This window comes from Demequina mangrovi, from assembly GCF_000759715.1.
In the GTDB taxonomy this organism is placed as follows: domain Bacteria; phylum Actinomycetota; class Actinomycetes; order Actinomycetales; family Demequinaceae; genus Demequina; species Demequina mangrovi.
Window position 1 is genome coordinate 1 of record NZ_BBLU01000010.1, and the last position, 18,231, is coordinate 18,231.

At 72.6% G+C, this 18,231-nt stretch carries 17 protein-coding genes; 14 read left to right on the forward strand and 3 right to left on the reverse strand.

Going from position 1 to position 18,231, the window contains the following annotated elements:
* Both TR42_RS09705 and TR42_RS09710 read right to left on the reverse strand, forming a co-directional pair.
* The coding region (locus TR42_RS09705) for an NAD(P)H-dependent oxidoreductase (RefSeq protein ID WP_042215342.1) at positions 1-610 on the reverse strand (610 nt) is incomplete at its 3' end.
* Positions 607-1,050 carry a MarR family winged helix-turn-helix transcriptional regulator gene (locus tag TR42_RS09710; protein WP_052405915.1) on the reverse strand — a complete coding sequence of 148 codons (444 nt, stop codon included), beginning with the start codon at positions 1,048-1,050 and terminating at the stop codon, positions 607-609. The genes TR42_RS09705 and TR42_RS09710, both read right to left, overlap by 4 nt.
* Before the next feature lie 92 nt (positions 1,051-1,142).
* Here TR42_RS09710 and TR42_RS09715 point away from each other — a divergent pair, with 92 nt between their 5' ends.
* Genes TR42_RS09715 through TR42_RS09725 form a run of 3 tightly spaced genes read left to right on the forward strand, consistent with a single transcriptional unit; the run spans position 1,143 to position 3,384 of the window.
* Positions 1,143-2,540 (forward strand): bifunctional folylpolyglutamate synthase/dihydrofolate synthase, encoded by a 1,398-nt coding sequence (locus TR42_RS09715; RefSeq protein ID WP_042215343.1) that lies wholly within the window; start codon positions 1,143-1,145, stop codon positions 2,538-2,540.
* On the forward strand, positions 2,537-2,941 hold the full coding sequence (locus tag TR42_RS09720; RefSeq protein WP_042215345.1) for a DUF4233 domain-containing protein: 405 nt from the start codon (positions 2,537-2,539) through the stop codon (positions 2,939-2,941). Before TR42_RS09715 ends, TR42_RS09720 begins: the two co-directional genes overlap by 4 nt.
* A complete protein-coding gene (locus TR42_RS09725) occupies positions 2,938-3,384 on the forward strand; it encodes a hypothetical protein (protein WP_042215346.1) in 447 nt (148 codons plus the stop codon). Before TR42_RS09720 ends, TR42_RS09725 begins: the two co-directional genes overlap by 4 nt.
* Here the strand turns inward: TR42_RS09725 and TR42_RS09730 are convergent.
* Positions 3,381-3,890, reverse strand: coding sequence for an adenine phosphoribosyltransferase (locus TR42_RS09730; protein WP_052405917.1), 510 nt, complete (start codon positions 3,888-3,890; stop codon positions 3,381-3,383). The genes TR42_RS09725 and TR42_RS09730 overlap by 4 nt on opposite strands.
* Before the next feature lie 71 nt (positions 3,891-3,961).
* On the opposite strand from TR42_RS09730, the gene ndk reads away from it, so the two are divergent.
* From ndk to TR42_RS09785, 11 genes are all read left to right on the forward strand, one after another.
* On the forward strand, positions 3,962-4,381 hold the full coding sequence (gene ndk, locus TR42_RS09735; RefSeq protein ID WP_042215348.1) for a nucleoside-diphosphate kinase: 420 nt from the start codon (positions 3,962-3,964) through the stop codon (positions 4,379-4,381).
* A 66-nt stretch (positions 4,382-4,447) separates the two neighbouring features.
* On the forward strand, positions 4,448-8,005 hold the full coding sequence (gene smc, locus TR42_RS09740) for a chromosome segregation protein SMC (RefSeq protein WP_042215349.1): 3,558 nt from the start codon (positions 4,448-4,450) through the stop codon (positions 8,003-8,005).
* Positions 8,006-8,162: 157 nt separating this feature from the next.
* On the forward strand, positions 8,163-8,420 hold the full coding sequence (locus TR42_RS09745; RefSeq protein ID WP_143058977.1) for a hypothetical protein: 258 nt from the start codon (positions 8,163-8,165) through the stop codon (positions 8,418-8,420).
* A gap of 75 nt (positions 8,421-8,495) precedes the next feature.
* Positions 8,496-9,620, forward strand: coding sequence for a signal recognition particle-docking protein FtsY (ftsY, locus tag TR42_RS09750; RefSeq protein ID WP_236623420.1), 1,125 nt, complete (start codon positions 8,496-8,498; stop codon positions 9,618-9,620).
* A 231-nt stretch (positions 9,621-9,851) separates the two neighbouring features.
* Positions 9,852-11,123, forward strand: a complete 1,272-nt coding sequence (locus TR42_RS09755; protein WP_042215353.1) for an ammonium transporter — start codon at positions 9,852-9,854, stop codon at positions 11,121-11,123.
* Between the two features lie 2 nt (positions 11,124-11,125).
* Complete coding sequence (locus tag TR42_RS09760) at positions 11,126-11,464, forward strand: P-II family nitrogen regulator (protein WP_042215355.1); 339 nt, start codon at positions 11,126-11,128, stop codon at positions 11,462-11,464.
* Between the two features lie 17 nt (positions 11,465-11,481).
* Positions 11,482-13,260: a [protein-PII] uridylyltransferase family protein gene (locus tag TR42_RS09765; RefSeq protein WP_042215356.1), complete on the forward strand. Its 1,779-nt coding sequence runs from the start codon at positions 11,482-11,484 to the stop codon at positions 13,258-13,260.
* A 29-nt stretch (positions 13,261-13,289) separates the two neighbouring features.
* Positions 13,290-14,900: a signal recognition particle protein gene (ffh, locus tag TR42_RS09770; protein WP_042215358.1), complete on the forward strand. Its 1,611-nt coding sequence runs from the start codon at positions 13,290-13,292 to the stop codon at positions 14,898-14,900.
* Positions 14,901-15,974, forward strand: coding sequence for an amidohydrolase family protein (locus tag TR42_RS09775; RefSeq protein WP_042215359.1), 1,074 nt, complete (start codon positions 14,901-14,903; stop codon positions 15,972-15,974).
* A 54-nt stretch (positions 15,975-16,028) separates the two neighbouring features.
* A complete protein-coding gene (locus tag TR42_RS09780; RefSeq protein ID WP_042215361.1) occupies positions 16,029-16,622 on the forward strand; it encodes an FMN-binding protein in 594 nt (197 codons plus the stop codon).
* Positions 16,619-18,022 carry a ferredoxin reductase family protein gene (locus TR42_RS09785; protein ID WP_042215363.1) on the forward strand — a complete coding sequence of 468 codons (1,404 nt, stop codon included), beginning with the start codon at positions 16,619-16,621 and terminating at the stop codon, positions 18,020-18,022. Before TR42_RS09780 ends, TR42_RS09785 begins: the two co-directional genes overlap by 4 nt.
* Positions 18,023-18,231 lie beyond the last annotated feature (209 nt).

Consider the following 18,231-nt stretch of genomic DNA (forward strand, 5'->3'; position numbering starts at 1 on the left):
CCCGCGGGGACGCCGCGACGCGCGCCGCATCGGCGGCCCCGTCGCGCGCCGCCTGGGCGACCCAGCGCGCGCGGCGCTCCTCGGAGGCGAAGCGCGCCTCGGCGAGCCGGCGGACGCCGATGGTCCTCACGCCGACGTACCCCAGGGTCGCGTGGCGCATCGACGCGATCATCGCGTCGCGGTAGACGAGCGCGTTCCACCAGGTCGGCGAGTCCATCGTGGTGGTGAGGCGCGCGGTCTTGCCCGACCATAGCCGGGTGGGGGTGCGGTCCTCCTTGAGGTACGCGACCCCGCTGAGGAACGCGCGGTCGACGAAGGCCTTGAAGACGGCCGGGTACGTGCCCCACCACTGCGGGTAGAAGAACGCGAGATGGTCCGCGGCCTCGAGGTCGACGACCATCCCCGCGACCGCCTCGTCGAGGTGCCGCAGGTCGCCGCCCGGCGCGCGAAGATCGTCCGGGGCGGCGGGGTTCGGGTCGAAGTCGCGATCGGCGAGGTCGATGATGCGCACGTCCGCGTGGGCCGACGCGGCCTCGGCGTAGGCGCGGGCGAGGCGTGACGTGAGGGTGTCCGGAAGCGGGTGCCCGATGACGACGGCGATGGTGCTCATGGCTGCTCTCCTGGGGTGTCGGGGAGCCCGAGCACCCCGGCGAGGGTCTCGAGCTGGTGGCGCAGGGCTGATTCGTCGAGCTGCGGATGCAGCGTGAAGAGGTCGGAGAACTCCGCCTCGAGGCGCGCCCCTGCGGCCGCGATGAGCGCGTACGCCCGGGGCGTGGGGACGATGCGGAGCCGGCGCCCGTGGTGGGGGTCCGGCTCGGAGGTGAGGTAGCCGTCGCTCACGAGCGGCGGGATGCGCTTGCTGGCCGCGGCCTTCGACATCCCTGCGCCCCGGGCGAGCGACGTGACGTCCGCGCCCGGCATCGACGCCGCGACGGCGAGGAAGCCGAACGTCGCGAAGGTGACGCCGTGCTCGCGGCGCAGCAGCTCGTCGGCGTAGGTGTCCATCGCGACGATCACGCGGTGGAGGAGGAAGGAGGTCGGTTCGCTCACGCCCTCATGTCAACACGTTGACATTCCTGTGTCAACTGGTTGACAACCTTTGTGCGTCCGGGCCTGCGCGGCGCCGTGACAGACTTGTGCGCATGACCGACCTTGACCTCGGTGGCATGAGCCTCGAGGAGGCCGAGCGCGAGATCTACGCGCACATCGTCTCCCGCAACCCCGAGCACGACTTCGAGCCCACCCTCGACCGCGTCCGCGAGGCCTGCGACCTCCTGGGCAGCCCGCAGGACGCCTACAAGGTGATCCACCTCACGGGTACCAACGGCAAGACCTCGACCGCGCGCATGACCGAGTCGCTGGTGCGCGAGCACGGGCTGCGCACCGGGCTGTTCACGTCGCCGCACCTCACCACGGTGCGCGAGCGCATCCAGATCGACGGCGAGCCCATCGCGCTCGAGGACTTCGTGCGCCTGTGGCTGGAGGTCGCCCCGATCATCCACCTGGTCGATGCGCGCGCGACCGCGGCAGGCGGACCCCGCATGAGCTTCTTCGAGGTGCTCGTGGTGCTCGCGTTCGCCGCCTTCGCGGACGCGCCCGTCGACGTCGCCGTCATCGAGGTCGGCATGGGAGGCGTGTGGGACGCGACCAACGTCGCGACCGGCGAGGTCGCGGTCGTCACGCCCGTGGGCCTCGATCACCAGGAGTGGCTGGGCGACTCGCTCGCGGACATCGCGGCCGAGAAGTCCGGGATCATCAAGGACGGCGCCGCGGTCGTGATGGCCGCGCAGTCCGAGTCGGTCGAGCCGGTGCTCGACGCGGCGATCGAGGAGCGCGGCGCACGGGCCTACCGGGAGGGCGAGGCGCTCGAGGTGATGGAGCGGCAGCCGGGCGTCGGGGGACAGCTGGCGACCCTGCGCACCGCGGCCGCGACCTACACCGACATCTTCATCCCGCTCTACGGGCCCTACCAGGCGCACAACGCGCTGCTCGCGCTCGCGGCGACCGAGCTGCTGCTGGCCGCGGGGGGAGAGCCGGCATCGCTCGCGGGCGAGACCGTCGAGGCGGCCTTCGCCCAGGTGAGCTCGCCCGGGCGCCTCGAGGCGGTCCGCACGGCGCCGCTCATCCTCGTCGACGCCGCGCACAACCCCCACGGCATCGAGGCGTTGGTCTCCGCGCTCGACGAGTCCTTCGCGTTCGAGACGCTCGTCGGCGTGGTGGGGATCCTCAAGGACAAGGACGCCGACGGCATCCTCGCGGCGCTCGAGCCCGCGCTCGCGCACGTGGTCCTCACCGCATCGTCCTCGCCGCGGGCCGTGCCCGTGGAGGAGCTCGAGCCGCTCGCGAACGAGATCTTCGGCGAGGACCGCATCACCGTCGCCGAGTCCCTGCCCGACGCGATCGACGCCGCGGTGCAGCGCTCCGAGCGCGACAGCGACCTGGGCGCGGGGGTCCTCGTGGTCGGCTCGATCACGCTCGTCGCGGAGGCGCGCGTGCTCACCGGCGCGGACCGCCGCAAGGGCCAGGGGAAGGCTCGATGAGCGCGCGACCGCAGCGCTCCGCGCGGCTGATCTTCTGCCAGGCCGTGCTCGCGCTCGAGGCGTTCGCGGCGCTGTTCGCGACCCTCGTGCTGTGGGGCCTGAGCCGCGCCGACGAGATCGACGTGCCCGGCGCCGTCGTGTGGGGCGGCGGGCTCGGGCTCATGGTGCTGCTCGGCTACGCGGCGGGGCAGCAGCGCAAGCGGTGGGGCCTCGCGCTCGGCTGGGCGCTGCAGGTGCCGATGATCGTGGGCGGCCTCATCGAGCCGATGATCGCCATCATCGGCGTCGCCTTCCTCGCGACCTGGATCACGGGCGTCCGGCTGGGCGGACGCATCGATCGCGAACGCGCGGAGCGCGATGCCGCGGCTGCCGCGGCGGAGGCGGCGGGCGAGACGGCGTGAGCGGCTTCCTCTGGCGCATGAGCGGCGCGCTGGCCGCCGGCGTGCTCGGGCTCACCCTGATCTTCTGGCAGCTCGAGCATGCGCAGCTCCACGCCTTCGCGGGGCTCGGACGTCCGTCGCCCGCGGTCTACGCGCTGCTGTTCGCGGGGCTGCTGCTGCTCAACTTCTCGGTGTTCTACGCGCTCACCCGGTGGGCGCGCTTCGTGCGGGAGCACCCCGACACCCGCCAGCTGCCGCCGTGGTTCCTCATCGCGATCATCGTGATCTCCGGAGGAGTGCTGGTCACCGGCATCGCGGTGCACGCGGGGTACCTGCGCTCGCTCGACCCGCTGCCGATGACCATCAGCCAGGGCTTCGTGGCCTTCGAGGCGGCGTTCGCGTCGCTCGCTCTCGTGCCGCTGGTGCTGCTCGCGGTGCGGTGGTCCGGCGGATACCGCCGCTAGACCACCACCACCGACGTGACCTCGTAGCCCTCGAGCACGTCGCGGCCCGGCAGCTCGCCGATCTCGATGAGGAAGCTGAAGCGCACGGATGCGGCGCCGCCGCGCTCGAGCATCTCCGCGACCGCGCGGGCGGTGCCGCCGGTCGCGAGCACGTCGTCGATCACCAGCACGTGCTGTCCCTCGACCGAGCTCGCGCTCACCGCGAGATCGCGCGCGCCGTACTCGATCTCCGCGGTGGACTCGAGCAGATCGTCGCCGGGCATCTTGCCCTTCTTGCGCACCATCGCCATGCCGACGTCCAGCGTCTGCGCGACCACCGGGGCGAAGATGAACCCGCGCGCGTCCACGCCCGCGACCACGTCGACCTGCGCGCCGCTGGGCGGCATGAGCTGCACGCACGCCTCGCGGAAGCGCTCGGGGCTCGCGAGGATGGGCGCGATGTCGTAGAAGAGGATCCCCTCGATGGGGAAGTCGGGATACGTGTCGAAGTCGTCGATCGTGATCACGGGTCCATCCTGTCACGCTGGATCGGGCGGACCGTGTCGCTTTCCCGAGGCGTCCCGCTAGGCTCCCCACCATGACGGAACGCACCCTCATCCTGGTGAAGCCCGACGGCGTGAAGCGCGCCCTGTCCGGGGAGGTCCTCCGGCGGGTCGAGGCGAAGGGCTACACGCTCGTCGCGGTCGAGCTGCGCCAGGCCACCCCGGAGCTGCTCGCGGAGCATTACGCCGAGCACGTGGGCAAGCCGTTCTACGACCCGCTGGTGGAGTTCATGCTCTCGGGTCCCGTGCTCGCCGTCGTCGCCGAGGGCGAGCGCGTGATCGAGGGCTTCCGGTCGCTCGCGGGCGCCACGGACCCGACCACCGCGGCGCCGGGCACCATCCGCGGCGATCTCGCCCGCCAGTGGGACCTCCCGGTGATCCACAACATCGTCCACGGCTCGGACGCTCCGGAGTCCGCCGAGCGCGAGATCGGCATCTGGTTCCCCGGCCTCTGAGCCCGATCCCGGACCCCCGCTCGCGCCTCGGCTGAGCGGGGGAGACGTTCCCCTACACTCGCACCCATGCATCTCAAGACGCTGACGCTGCGCGGCTTCAAGAGCTTCGCGTCGGCGACCACCCTGGAGTTCGAGCCCGGCGTCACCTGCGTCGTCGGCCCGAACGGCTCGGGCAAGTCCAACGTGGTGGACGCGCTCGCCTGGGTGATGGGTGAGCAGGGCGCCAAGACCCTGCGCGGCGGGCAGATGGCGGACGTCATCTTCGCCGGCACGTCCGGCCGCGCACCGCTGGGCCGCGCCGAGGTGTCGCTCACCATCGACAACTCCGACGGCGCTCTGCCGATCGACTACACCGAGGTGACGATCAGCCGCACGCTGTTCCGCAGCGGCGGCTCCGAGTACGCGATCAACGGCTCCGCGTGCCGCCTGCTCGACATCCAGGACCTGCTGTCCGACTCGGGTCTCGGTCGAGAGATGCACGTGATCGTGGGCCAGGGCCAGCTCGACGCGGTGCTCCGCGCGACCCCCGAGGACCGCCGCCACTTCATCGAGGAGGCCGCCGGCATCCTCAAGCACCGCCGCCGCAAGGACAAGGCGCTGCGCAAGCTCGACTCGATGCAGGCCAACCTCACGCGCGTGCAGGACCTCACAGGTGAGATCCGCCGCCAGCTGGGCCCGCTGGGCAAGCAGGCCGAGGTCGCGCGGCAGGCGCAGCGCATCCAGATCGACGTCCGCGACGCGCGCTCGCGCCTGCTCGCGGACGACATCGCGACGCTCACCGAGTCGATGTCGAAGGACAAGGCGGACGAGACCGCGCTGCTCGAACGGCGCGCGACGGTCGAGAAGGCGCTCGCCGAGGCGCGCGACCAGCTCGCCGAGCTCGAGCGTCAGGCCGCCGAGGCCGCGCCGGCGCTGACCAAGGCCAACGACGTCTACTACCGCCTCGGCGCGATCCGGGAGCGGCTGCGCAACCTCCACACCCTCGCCGAGGAGCGCGTGCGCATGCTCGGCAGCACGCAGAGCGAGGCGCCGCCGACCGACCTCGTCGACCTCGACGAGCAGGTCGAGCGCGCCAAGGCCGCCCGCGCCGAGCTCGAGGCCGAGGTCGCCGCCGCGGACGAGGCGCTCGAGGCCGCGATCGAGGCGCGCAAGGACGCCGAGGACACCGCGTTCCAGTCGGACCGTCACCACGCGAACCTGCTGCGCTCGGTCGCCGACCGGCGCGAGGGCGTCGCCCGCCTCGCGGGCCAGGTGGCGGCCAAGCGTTCGCGCGTCGAGTCGGCGGAGGCCGAGATCGGCCGTCTGCAGGAGCAGCTCGCCTCCGCGGAGAAGCGCGCGCACGATGCGAACGCCGAGTTCCAGAGCGTCGAGACCTCGGTCGCGACCGTCGAGGGCGGCGAGGATGATCTCGACGCGCTTCACGAGGCCGCGACCGGCGCGTGGGAGCAGGCCAAGGCCGCCGTGGCGGAGCTCAAGGACGCCGTGCACCATGCGATGCGCGAGCGGGACACGTGGGCCGCGCGCGGCGAGGCGCTCGAGCTGTCGCTGGTCCGCAAGGACGGCGCCGGGGCGCTGCTCGCGAGCGGCACCCGTGCGGTGCAGGGCTCGGTCGCCTCGCTGATCGACGTGGCAGGCGACGCCGAGGACGCGATCGCCGCGGCGCTCGGCCCCCTCGCGGACGCGCTCGCCGTCGCGACCGTGGACGACGCGGTGGACGCGATCCGCTGGCTGCGCGACGAGGACGCCGGCCGCGCCCGCTTCCTCGTGGCGGACCCCGACGCGGTCGCCCAGAACCCCGCGGTCGAGCTGCCCGCAGGCGCCGCGTGGGCGACCGACCTGGTGTCGGGCCCGGCGGGCCTGGTCGAGACGGTCCGCGCGCTGGTCGCCGGAGTCGCCGTGGTCGACGACCTCGCCGCCGCCCGCGCGCTGGTCGCGACGCACGGGCATGTCACGGCCGTGACGCGACGCGGCGACGTGCTGGGCGGGCGCTCGGCCTCGGGAGGCGCGGGAGACGCGCCGAGCATCATCCACGTGCAGGCCGCCTACGACGACGCGCGCGACAAGCGCGACGCCGCGGCCGCCGAGGTGACGCGCGCCGAGGAGCGCCTGCGTGCCGCCGAGGAGACGGAGGCGGAGACGCGAGGTGCGCATGAGCGCACGCTCGCCCGCCTCAGCGAGGCCGACGCGAAGGCCGCCGCGGTCGCGGAGCAGCTGGGGCGCCTGGGCGCCGAGGCCCGCGCCGCGAAGGCCGAGGTCGAGCGGTACACCGAGCAGCTGACGCAGGGGCGCGACCGTCTGACCGCCGACGAGGACGAGCTCGCGAGCCTCACCGAGCGCCTGGCCGCGGCCCAGGCCGAGCCCGAGCAGTTCGAGGCGGACACGCGCGAGGCGCAGGAGCGTCGCGACGCGGACGAGCTGCGCGCCCGCGAGTCGCGTGCCCACGAGACGGAGGCGCGGCTCGCGCTGCGCACGTCGGAGGAGCGGGCGCGCGCGCTCGCCTCGCGTGCCGAGAGCCTCGAGCGCGCCGCGGTCGCCGAGCGCGAGGCTCGCGCCCGCGCGGAGGCCGCCGCCGCGCGGCGCGAGGTCCAGGCGCAGGCCGCACGCGAGGTGATCGCGGGTAGCCGCGACGCGCTCGCGCTCATCGACGTGTCGGTGCAGCGCGCGGACGACAACCGCGCCGCGGTGGAGGCTCAACGGGCCGAGCGCACCGGCACGCTCGCGCAGGTGCGCCGCTCGGTCGACGAGCTGTCGACCGAGCACGCGCGCCTCACGGACGACGCGCACCGCGACGAGGTCGCGCGCGCCGAGCAGAACGTGCGCCTCGAGCAGCTCCGCCAGCGCGCGGTCGACGAGCTCGGCGTGGACCCCGACCGCCTGGTCGAGGAGTTCGGCCCCCACCTGGGCGTGCCGGTCGTCGACACCGACGCGGATCCCGAGGCCGAGCCGGAGACGGTGCCGTACGTGCGGGAGCAGCAGGAGACTCGCCTGCGCAAGGCCGAGCGTGCGATGAACCAGCTGGGCCGCGTCAACCCGCTCGCGCTCGAGGAGTTCGCGGCGCTCGAGGAGCGCCACAAGTTCCTCACGGACCAGCTCGCGGACATCAAGCGCTCGCGCGAGGACCTCCTCACCATCGTCAAGGAGATCGACGAGCGCGTCGAGGTGATCTTCGCGGAGGCCTTCGCGGACACCGCGGCGCAGTTCGACCGCGTGTTCCCGCGCCTGTTCCCCGGCGGCGAGGGCAGGCTCGTGCTCACCGACCCGGCGAACATGCTCACCACCGGCATCGAGGTCGAGGCGCGCCCCGCGGGCAAGAAGGTCAAGCGCCTGTCGCTGCTGTCCGGTGGCGAGCGCTCGCTCACCGCGGTCGCGCTGCTCGTGTCGATCTTCAAGGCCCGCCCCAGCCCGTTCTACGTCATGGACGAGGTCGAGGCCGCGCTCGACGACGTCAACCTCGGGCGCCTGCTCGAGATCTTCCGGGAGCTGCAGGAGGACTCGCAGCTCATCGTCATCACGCACCAGAAGCGCACCATGGAGATCGCGGACGCGCTCTACGGCGTGACGATGCGCGGCGACGGCGTCACCACGGTCATCAGCCAGCGGCTCAAGGACGAGGCCGCCGTCTGACGCCCCTGCTATCCCGGCGTCGTGCGGCGCCCGGGACTTTTCGGCGCGCTCGTGCGTTATCCCTGCGGGTCGACGCGCTCCATTCGTGGGACTTGTCCGATCTGTGAGGATGGGGCACCATGCTGGGGCTGCAAGGTCCAGCGGAACGAGGAGCGAGATGTTCAGTCAGATGGTGGGGACCCTCGTGGTCGGCGCGATCATCGCGCTCGTCGTGTTCGTCGCGGCCTTCGCCGCCGAGGGCCGCGGGCGCCGGGTCGTGCGCCTCGTGCTCGGCGAGGAGGAGCGCCGCTCCGTCCGCGAGCACCTCTACGACGACCTCGACCGCCCCGCCTCCACGCTGGACGTGGTGGGCGAGCTGGGCCGCGAGACCGCGTCCATCCCCGTCGTGCAGCCGCGGGCCCGCCACCGCCACTGAGAGCCTCGCGCCCGCCGAAGCGGAGCGCCGCCCCGCGCCGCACCGGCGCCCGTGACGACCTGAGAGACTGTGCCCGTGGACGTTGCATGGATCCCTGGTGACAATGACCTGATCGTGGCCCTGGTCACGAGCCTCGTGGTGCTGGGCGGCGTGGGTGCCGCGCTCGCCGGCAAGGTGCGCAAGGCGCCCCCGCGTGAGGCGCCTCCCCGTGCGGACGATGCGCCGGTGGCCGCCCCGGAGGCGCCCGCCGCGCCCGTCGAGGAGCAGGCGCCCGCGGTCGAGTCGCCCGAGGCGGTCGACCATCGCTTCGGACGCCTGCGGCGGCGCGTCGGCACCGGCCTCGGGCAGTCGCTGCTCGCGATCTTCCGCCGCGGCAGCCTGTCCCAGGACGACTGGGACGAGCTCGAGGAGACGCTGCTCATGGCGGACGTCGGCGCGGCCGCGACCGACGAGCTGATGGCGGACCTCAAGGCCCGCGTCAAGGCGGATCCCGACGGCGACCCGCGCACGCTCCTGCGCGCGGCGCTGCTCGACGTGGTCGACCCGAGCCTCGACCGCGGCCTCGCCCTCGGCGAGGCGGGCGACGGCGCCCTGCACTCCGCGATCGTCGTGGGCGTCAACGGCGTCGGCAAGACGACCACCGTGGGCAAGCTCGCGCGCGTGCTGGTGGCGGAGGAGCGGAGCGTGGTGCTCGGCGCGGCCGACACGTTCCGCGCAGCGGCCGCCGACCAGCTCGAGACCTGGGGCTCCCGCGTGGGCGTGCCGGTGGTGCGCTCGCACGTCGACGGCGCGGATCCGGCCTCGGTCGCCTTCGAGGCCGCGGACCGCGCGCGCTCCGAGCAGGCCGAGGTGCTGCTCGTCGACACCGCCGGACGCCTCCAGAACAAGCAGGGCCTCATGGACGAGCTCGGCAAGATCGTGCGCGTGGTGTCGAAGGTGAGCCCGCCGTCCGAGGTGCTGCTCGTGCTCGACGCCACCACCGGGCAGAACGGGCTCACCCAGGCCCGCGTCTTCGGCCAGGTCGCGCCGCTCACCGGCATCGTGCTCACCAAGCTCGACGGCACCGCCAAGGGCGGCATCGTCCTCGCGGTCCAGCGCGAGCTGGGCGTGCCCGTGAAGTTCGTCGGGCTGGGCGAGGGCGCGGACGACCTCGCGCCGTTCGACGCCGCGGGCTTCGTGGACTCCCTGCTGGGGGAGTAGCGCGCTCCGGTGCCACGAGCGGCACCCGTGCGCCCGGCGCACGCCGCTCCAACGTGCCTGCCACCAGCGCTTTCCGATTCGCCCCACCTCGCAACGCACCTTTTACTTTCACCAAGCGGTTGTAACCATTCGGAAACACGCGGGTCGTTCAGGGGTAACAGATCTACGGAAGTCTCGTCCGTGACTAGCCGGAGGGTTAGCGAAAAGGAGAGACAACCAATGGAAGACGCAATGGCATATGCCGACGGAGTAGGGGCCCTGGGTTGGCTCCTCGTGTCGGCTTCGCTGGTGCTGCTGATGACGCCCGCACTGGCGTTCTTCTACGGCGGCATGTCGCGCAGCAAGTCCGTCCTGAACATGATGATGATGAGCTTCGGCGCCCTCGGCGTCGGCATGCTCGCGTGGGTCCTGTTCGGCTACTCGATCTCGGCCGGCCCCACCGTCAACAACCTGTTCGGTGAGCCGTTCTCGAACTTCGGCATGATCGACGTGCTGAACAACTACGCCGAGGACCCCACGTCGGTCATCTCGGCCGGCTTCGGCGCCACCTTCGCGATCATCACCGTCGCGCTGATCTCGGGCTCGGTCGCGGACCGCATGAAGTTCGGCTCCTGGCTGCTCTTCGCCTTCATCTGGGTCGTGCTCGTGTACGCGCCCGTCTCGCACTGGGTGTGGGGCACCGGCACCAACGGTGAGGGCTTCGACGCTCTCCTCGGCGGCGGCGGCCCGCTCTTCGCGGACCTCCCCGGCCCGTACGACTTCGCCGGCGGTACCGTCGTCCACATCAACGCCGGTGTCGCGGGCCTCGTGCTCGCCCTCCTGCTCGGCATCCGCAAGGGCTTCGGCAAGGAGCCCATGCGTCCGCACAACCTGCCGTTCGTCATGCTCGGCGCCGCGCTCCTGTGGTTCGGCTGGTTCGGCTTCAACGCCGGTTCGGCCTTCGCCGCCGACGGCTACGCCGCCCTCGCGTGGGTCAACACCACCACCGCCACCGCGGTCGCGATGCTCGGCTGGCTGCTCGCGGAGAAGATCCGCGACGGCAAGGCCACCTCGCTCGGTGCCGCCTCCGGTGTGGTCGCCGGTCTGGTCGCCATCACCCCGTCGTGCGCCTCCGTGGACACCTGGGGCGCGATCGTCATCGGCTTCGTCGCCGGTGTCCTCTCGGCTCTCGCGGTCGGCCTCAAGTACAAGCTCGGCTACGACGACTCGCTCGACGTCGTGGGCGTCCACCTGGTCTCCGGTCTCTGGGGCACCCTGGCCATCGGCCTGGTCGCCTCGGGCACCATCAACGGCGACGCGGGTCTGTTCTACGGCGGCGGCATCACGCTGCTCGGCGTCCAGGCTGCTGCCGCGGCGATCACCATCGTCTACTCGGCGATCGCTACGCTGATCATCGGACTGCTCATCAAGTACACGCTCGGTCTGCGTGTGAGCGAGGATGTCGAGGTGTCGGGTATCGACCTCGCCGTCCACGGTGAGACCGCCTACGAGGAGGCTAAGTAACCATGAAGCTGGTCACCGCAATCATCCAGCCCCACCGCGTCGACGAGGTCCGTGCGGCCCTCGAGGCCGCGGGCGTCAAGGGCGTCACGGTCTCCGAGGCCGCCGGGTACGGCCGCCAGAAGGGTCACACCGAGGTCTACCGCGGTGCTGAGTACACCGTCGACCTGGTGCCGAAGACGCGTCTCGAGGTCCTCGTGGACGACGCCGACGCCGCGACCGTGACCGAGGCCATCGTCTCGGCCGCGCAGACCGGCAAGATCGGTGACGGAAAGGTCTGGGTCGTCCCCGTCGACGACGTGGCCCGTGTCCGTACCGGCGAGCACGGCGCGGACGCCCTGTAAGGGGAACCGCATCACGCATGGGTAGCCACGACGGCTCCCGCGCTGAGGTCCCGCACCCCGCTGGGGTGCGGGACCTCAAGCGTCTGAGGAGAGAACGCGCGGAGATGCTGGCCGCGAGCGCGCTGAGCGGTCGCGAGCGCCGCCAGGCCATGAGCGACCTGGTGTTCGCGCATCTCAAGGAGCACTGGGACGAGCACAGCGGCGGTCTGCGCGACGGCGTCGCGTTCGGCGCCGTGGGATCGATCGGCCGCGGGGACGCGGGTCCGGCCTCGGACCTCGATCTGGTGATCCTGCACGACGGCTCGAGCCACGGGAAGGACGAGATCGCGGATCTCGCGCAGCGGCTCTGGTACCCGATCTGGGACGCCGGCCTCGAGCTCGACTACTCGACGCGCACCCTCACGGAGTGCCGTCAGGTCGCGTCGAAGGACCTCGCGGCCGCCGCAGGTCTGCTCGACCTGCACCTCATCGCGGGCGACGAGCAGCTGCTGGTCCAGGCCCGCACGCACATCTACCAGGACTGGCGCGCTGCCGCGCGGAAGCGCCTGCCTGACCTTCTCGCCGCCTCGCGCGCCCGCGCCGAGCGCCACGGCGAGCTCGCGTACCTCATCGAGCCGCACCTCAAGGAGGCCCGCGGGGGCCTGCGCGACTACGTCAGCCTCACCGCGCTGTCCGCGACCTGGCTCACCGACCGCCCGCACGGCGCTGTCGACGCGGCGGGCGACCTGCTGCTCGACGTGCGCGACGCGCTGCAGCTCGAGACGGGTCGCTCCGTCAACGTGCTCGGCAGGCACGTCGCGCCCGAGGTGGCCGACCGCCTCGGCTACGACGATCCCGACGATCTCCTCGCGGCCCTCGCGGAGGCGGGCCGCACCGTCGCGTACGCGCTCGACACCACCGAGCGCGGAGCGCGCCGGTCGCTCGAGCGCTCCGGCGTCGGGTCGCGCGCCTTCCTCGCGCGCCGCCGCGCCGCCGCGCCCCGCCACGTCAAGGTGGCCGAGGGCCTCATCGACGTCGACGGCGAGCTCGCGCTCGCGCCGGGGCATCGCGCCGAGGACGATGCGCTGCTGCCGCTCCGCGCGGCCGCCACCGCCGCCTCGACGGGCCTCACCTTCACCCCGACCCTGCTCGACGCGCTCCAGCGCTGCCCGGACCTGCCAGTGCCGTGGCCCGAGGAGGCCCGCGGTCACCTGCGCGACCTGCTCCGCTCGAGCGCGCACCTGCTGCAGGTGTGGGAGGCCATCGACCTGCACGGCCAGGCGGTGCGCTGGATCCCGCAGTGGGAGGGCGTGCGCAACCGCCCCCAACGGAGCCCCATCCACGTCTACACCGTCGACCGGCACATGCTCGAGGCGGTGACCATCGCCTCGAAGCACCGGCGCGGCGCCCCGCGCTCGGACCTGCTGCTGCTCGCGGCGCTGCTGCACGACATCGGCAAGCGCGCGGGCGCGACGGACCACTCGGTCGACGGCGCCGCGCTCATCCCCGCGATCGCGGCCCGCATGGGGCTGTCGGCGGAGACCGCGCACGATCTCGAGCTGCTGGTGCGCGAGCATCTCACCCTCGCCGGCCTCGCGACCACGCGCGACCCGGAGGACCCCGCGACGGTCGCGGCGCTGCTCGACGCGGTCGAGCATCGTGCCGATCTGCTCGAGATCCTCCGTCATCTCACCGAGGCCGATGCGCGCGCCGCGGGACCCAAGGTGTGGACGTCCTGGCGCGCCTCGCTCATCGACACGCTGACGGCGCGGGCGAGGGCCGCGCTGGCCTCCGGAGGGGCGCCCGCGGACCGGTAGAATCGGGCGCATTCTGCGAAGGGATATCCGTGTTCGCCAACCTCTCCGACCGCCTCACCGAGACGTTCCGCAACCTGCGGGGCAAGGGCCGCCTCACCGAGGCGGACATCGACGGCACCATCCGTGAGATCCGTCGGGCGCTGCTCGACGCCGACGTCGCGGTCCCCGTGGTCCGCACCTTCACCGGCAACATCCGGGAGCGCGCGCTCGGCGCGGAGGTCTCGGGTGCGCTGAACCCGGGCCAGCAGGTCGTGAAGATCGTCAACGAGGAGCTCGTGGCGATCCTGGGCGGCGAGGCCCGCCAGCTGCGCTTCGCCAAGAACGGCCCGACCGTCATCATGCTCGCGGGTCTCCAGGGTGCCGGTAAGACCACCCTCGCCGGCAAGCTCGCGCACCACCTCAAGCAGCAGGGCCACACGCCGCTGCTGGTCGCCGCGGACCTCCAGCGCCCCAACGCCGTCACGCAGCTCAAGGTGGTCGGCGAGCGCGCAGGCGTCCCGGTCTTCGCCCCCGAGGCGGGCGTCACGCGCGAGGACGAGCGTCCGCGCGGCAACCCGGTCAAGGTCGCGAAGAAGGGCCTCAAGGAGGCCGAGCAGCGTCAGCACAGCGTCGTCATCGTCGACACCGCGGGCCGTCTGGGCATCGACCAGGAGCTGATGAAGCAGGCCTCCGACATCCGCAAGGCGGTCGAGCCCGACGAGGTCCTCTTCGTCATCGACGCGATGATCGGTCAGGACGCCGTGGCGACGGCCACCGCGTTCCAGGAGGGCGTCGACTTCACCGGCGTGGTGCTCACCAAGCTCGACGGCGACGCGCGCGGCGGTGCCGCGCTGTCGGTGGCCGAGGTCACCGGACGTCCCATCATGTTCGCGTCCACGGGCGAGAAGCTCGACGACTTCGAGGTGTTCCACCCCGACCGCATGGCGTCGCGCATCCTCGACATGGGCGACATCCTCACGCTCATCGAGCAGGCCGAGCGCACGTTCGACCAGGCCGAGGCCGAGCGCATGGCCGAGAAGGTCACCAAGGGCGAGGACTTCACGCTCGCGGACTTCCTCAGCCAGATGCAGCAGCTCAAGAACATGGGCTCGATGAAGAAGATGCTGACGATGCTCCCGGGCATGGGTCAGATCCGCGACCAGATCGAGAACTTCGACGAGCGGGAGCTGGTGCGCACCGAGGCGATCATCCAGTCGATGACGCCCGCCGAGCGCGACAACCCCAAGATCCTCAACGGCTCGCGCCGCTCGCGCATCGCGGCCGGCTCGGGCATGCAGGTGTCCGACGTCAACTCGCTGGTCAAGCGGTTCGAGCAGGCGCAGCAGATGATGCGCGCGATGTCGCGCGGCGGCGGCATGCCCGGGATGCCGGGGATGCCCGGCGCGGGCGGCGCCCCCGGCGCGTTCGGCGGCCTGCCCGGCGGCAAGAAGTCCAAGGGCAAGCAGGCGCCGCAGCGCAAGGTCAAGGGCAAGTCCGGCAACCCCGCCAAGCGTGCGCAGCAGGAGGCCGAGGCCCGCAACCGGACCACGTCGGCACCGGCCGCGGCGCCGGGCTCGGCCTTCGGGCTCGGCCAGCCCGCGCCAGAGGAGGTCGACATCTCGTCGCTCGGCGGGGACCTCGGCAAGTACCTGGGGCGCTGAATGGCGCTCCACCTCACGGGCCCGGTGGTCGTCGGCGATGACGACGTCCGCGATGAGGCCTGGGTGGTGGAGGGTCGGATCACGTTCGAGCGGCCCTCGCAGGCGGTCAAGCATGAGCTCGACGGCGTCGCCGTGCCCGGGCTCGTCGACGTCCACTGCCACGTGGGCCTCGACAGCGGGGGAGCGGTCGACGCGGACCTCGCGCTCAAGCAGGCGCTCGTCGACCGCGACGCGGGCACGCTGCTCATCCGCGACGCGGGCTCGCCGTCGGACACACGCTTCCTCGACGAGCTGGCGACGGCGCCGCGCGTCATCCGTGCGGGACGCTTCATCGCGCGTCCGATGCGCTACCTGCGTCACTATGCGCGCGAGATCGAGGTCGCGGACCTCCCGCGCGTCATGGCGGAGGAGGCGCGCGCCGGCGACGGCTGGGTGAAGATCATCGCCGACTGGATCGACCGCGAGGCAGGCGACCTCACGCCGCTGTGGCCCGCGGACGTGCTGGCCGAGGGCATCGCCGCGGCGCACGAGGCCGGCGCGCGCGTCACCGCGCACACCTTCGCGACCGAGACGATCGACGCGCTGCTCGACGGCGGCATCGACTGCATCGAGCACGGCACGGGCATGACCGCGGACCACATGGCGGAGGCGGCCGCGCGCGGGATCCCCGTGGTGCCGACGCTGCTCCAGGTCGCGAACTTCGAGGGCTACGCCGCGCAGGGCGAGGCCCGCTTCCCGGCGTACGCCGCGCGCATGCGGCCGATGCACGAACGTCGCCTCGCGCACGCGCTCGCGCTCCACGAGGCCGGCGTCCCGCTGCTCGTGGGCACCGACGCGGGCGGCACCATCGGCCACGGCGCCCTCCCCGCGGAGGCCGCGCTGCTGGTCGCCGCGGGCATCCCCGCGAGCGAGGTCGTCGCGATGGCGTCCTGGCGCGCGCGACGCTTCCTCGGGGTCCCCGGGATCGAGGAGGGCGCCCCGGCGGACGTCGTGGTCTACGCGCAGGATCCGCGCGAGGACATCGCGGCGCTCGGCGCCCCGCGCCACGTGGTGCTGCGCGGCGCCGTCGTCTGACTCTCAGCGAACTCCGAGGATCGACCCCGGCGGCTCCCAGGTTCGAGGAGTCGTATGGGGAGCATGAAGCGCTCGTCAGGCATCATCGTCACCGGGATCTCCGCCACGCTCCTCTCCGCGGGCGCGGTCATGGGCACGGGCTTCCTCGAGCCCGACGCCTCGACCGCGGACACCGCCGCGGCCGCCGAGCCCGACACCGCGGCGTCGACCGGGTCGACCGGGTCGACCGCGAGCGAGACCGCCGCCCCGGACACGGCCGACTCGTCGACCGCGCTCGACACGCCCGCGGAGGAGCAGACCGACACGTCGACGGACTCCTCGACCGACGCGGCGGCCCCCTCCGAGACCGCCACCGCCGAGGCGACCGACACGGGCGTCTACGACGGCGAGGCGATCAGCTCGCGCTACGGCGTCTTCCAGGCCGAGATCACGGTCGAGGGCGGCACCATCACCGCGATCGACTGGCTCCAGTCGGGCGAGTCGGACCACCATTCGCAGCAGATCAACGACTACGCGATGCCGGTCCTCGAGGACGCGATCCTCGAGGCGCAGAGCGTCGACGTCGGCTACGTCTCGGGGGCGAGCTTCACGTCCGAGGCCGTCGAGGACGCGATCTACAGCGCGATGCAGGTCGCGGGGCTCGCATGACCGCCCTCGCGTCGCACCAGGCGGCACCGCGCAGGGTCGCCGCTCCCCGGGTCGCCGCGCGCGCGGACCGTGCCGCGAGGGACCACGGGCGGCGCGACGCGCTCGAGGCCTCGGCGTGGCTCGCCGGGGTGCTCGGGGTGTCGCTCATGCTCGCCTCCGGCTCGGTCGACGTCACCTCGATGCCGGGCCTGCTCGTGACCCTCGGCCGCGTCGCCGGGATCGCCGCCTCCACGATGATCATGACGCAGCTCATCCTCATCGCGCGCATCCCGCCGGTCGAGCGGGTCGTCGGCCACGACCGGGCCGCCCGCATCCACGGCCAGCTGGGCAGGCTCGGGTTCGTGGTGATCCTCGCGCACATCGTGCTCATCGTCGCCGGCTACGCGATGCCCACGCAGACGGGGATCCTCGCGCAGGCGTGGGACCTCGCGATCGGCTGGGGCGGGCCCATGTTCATGGCGTGGGCCGGCTTCCTCGTGCTCGTCGCCGTGGTGCTCACCTCGTACGCCATCGTGCGGCGGCGGTGGCGCTACGAGAGCTGGCACGCGGTCCATCTCTTCAGCTACCTCGCCATCGGGCTCACCATCCCGCACCAGCTCACGGACGGGGAGACCTTCGCGCCGATGGGCGCCGCGTGGTGGTACTGGGTGGTGCTGTGGTCGGTCGCGGTCGGAGGGCTGCTGATCTACCGCGTGGCGCGCCCGCTGCTCCGCTTCTGGCGTCACGACATCCGCGTCACCGCGGTCGGCACCCTCGAGGACGGCTCGACCGTCATCGCGATGCACGGCAGGCACCTCCGGCGCCTCGGGACGAAGGGCGGGCAGTTCATGCTGTTCCGCTTCCTCCAGGCCGACATGTGGGGCCAGGCCCACCCCTATTCACTGTCGCGCACCGTGCGCGACAGCTGGATGCGCATCACCGTCAAGCCGCTCGGCGACGGCTCCTCGGCGCTGCGGGATCTCCGGCCCGGCACGCGGGTCATGGTCGAGGGGCCTCTCGGCACGTTCACCGACGAGGCGCGTTCCGGGGACCACCTCGTGCTCGCCGGCGCGGGCGTCGGCATCACTCCGGTCCTCGCGCTGCTGGAGGACGCCGACATCGGTCCGGGGGAGTGCACGGTCATCGTGCGCGCCCGCACCGACGCCGACATCCCGCACCTGGACGAGCTCCTGTCGCTGTCGGCGGCGCGCGGCGCGCGGCTCTACGTCCTGACCGGCCGTCGCGGCGGCAGCTGGACGCCTGCGGACACCCCGGTCGACCTCGCGGACCTCGTGCCCGGGATCGCGACGGCCGACGTGTTCGCGTGCGGGCCCGAGGCCTGGGTCGCCGAGCTCATGGACGATGCGGCGCAGGCCGGGGTCCCGGAGGAGCGCAGGCATCTGGAGGAGTTCGCCTGGTAGCACGTGCCATGCGCAGGCGCGCCGCGGGCCGCCTCCCGAGGACTCGCGGGAGCATCTCGCCGCACTCGCGCGACGCCTCGGCGTGGCGAAGCGCTCAGCGGTCGTGTCGCGACCTTCAGGGAATCCTCAGGAATCGCGAAGCCGAGGCCGAGCCCCCAGCACGTACGATGCACATGCGCGACCCGGGACGCCTCCCGGGCCGCCCGCAT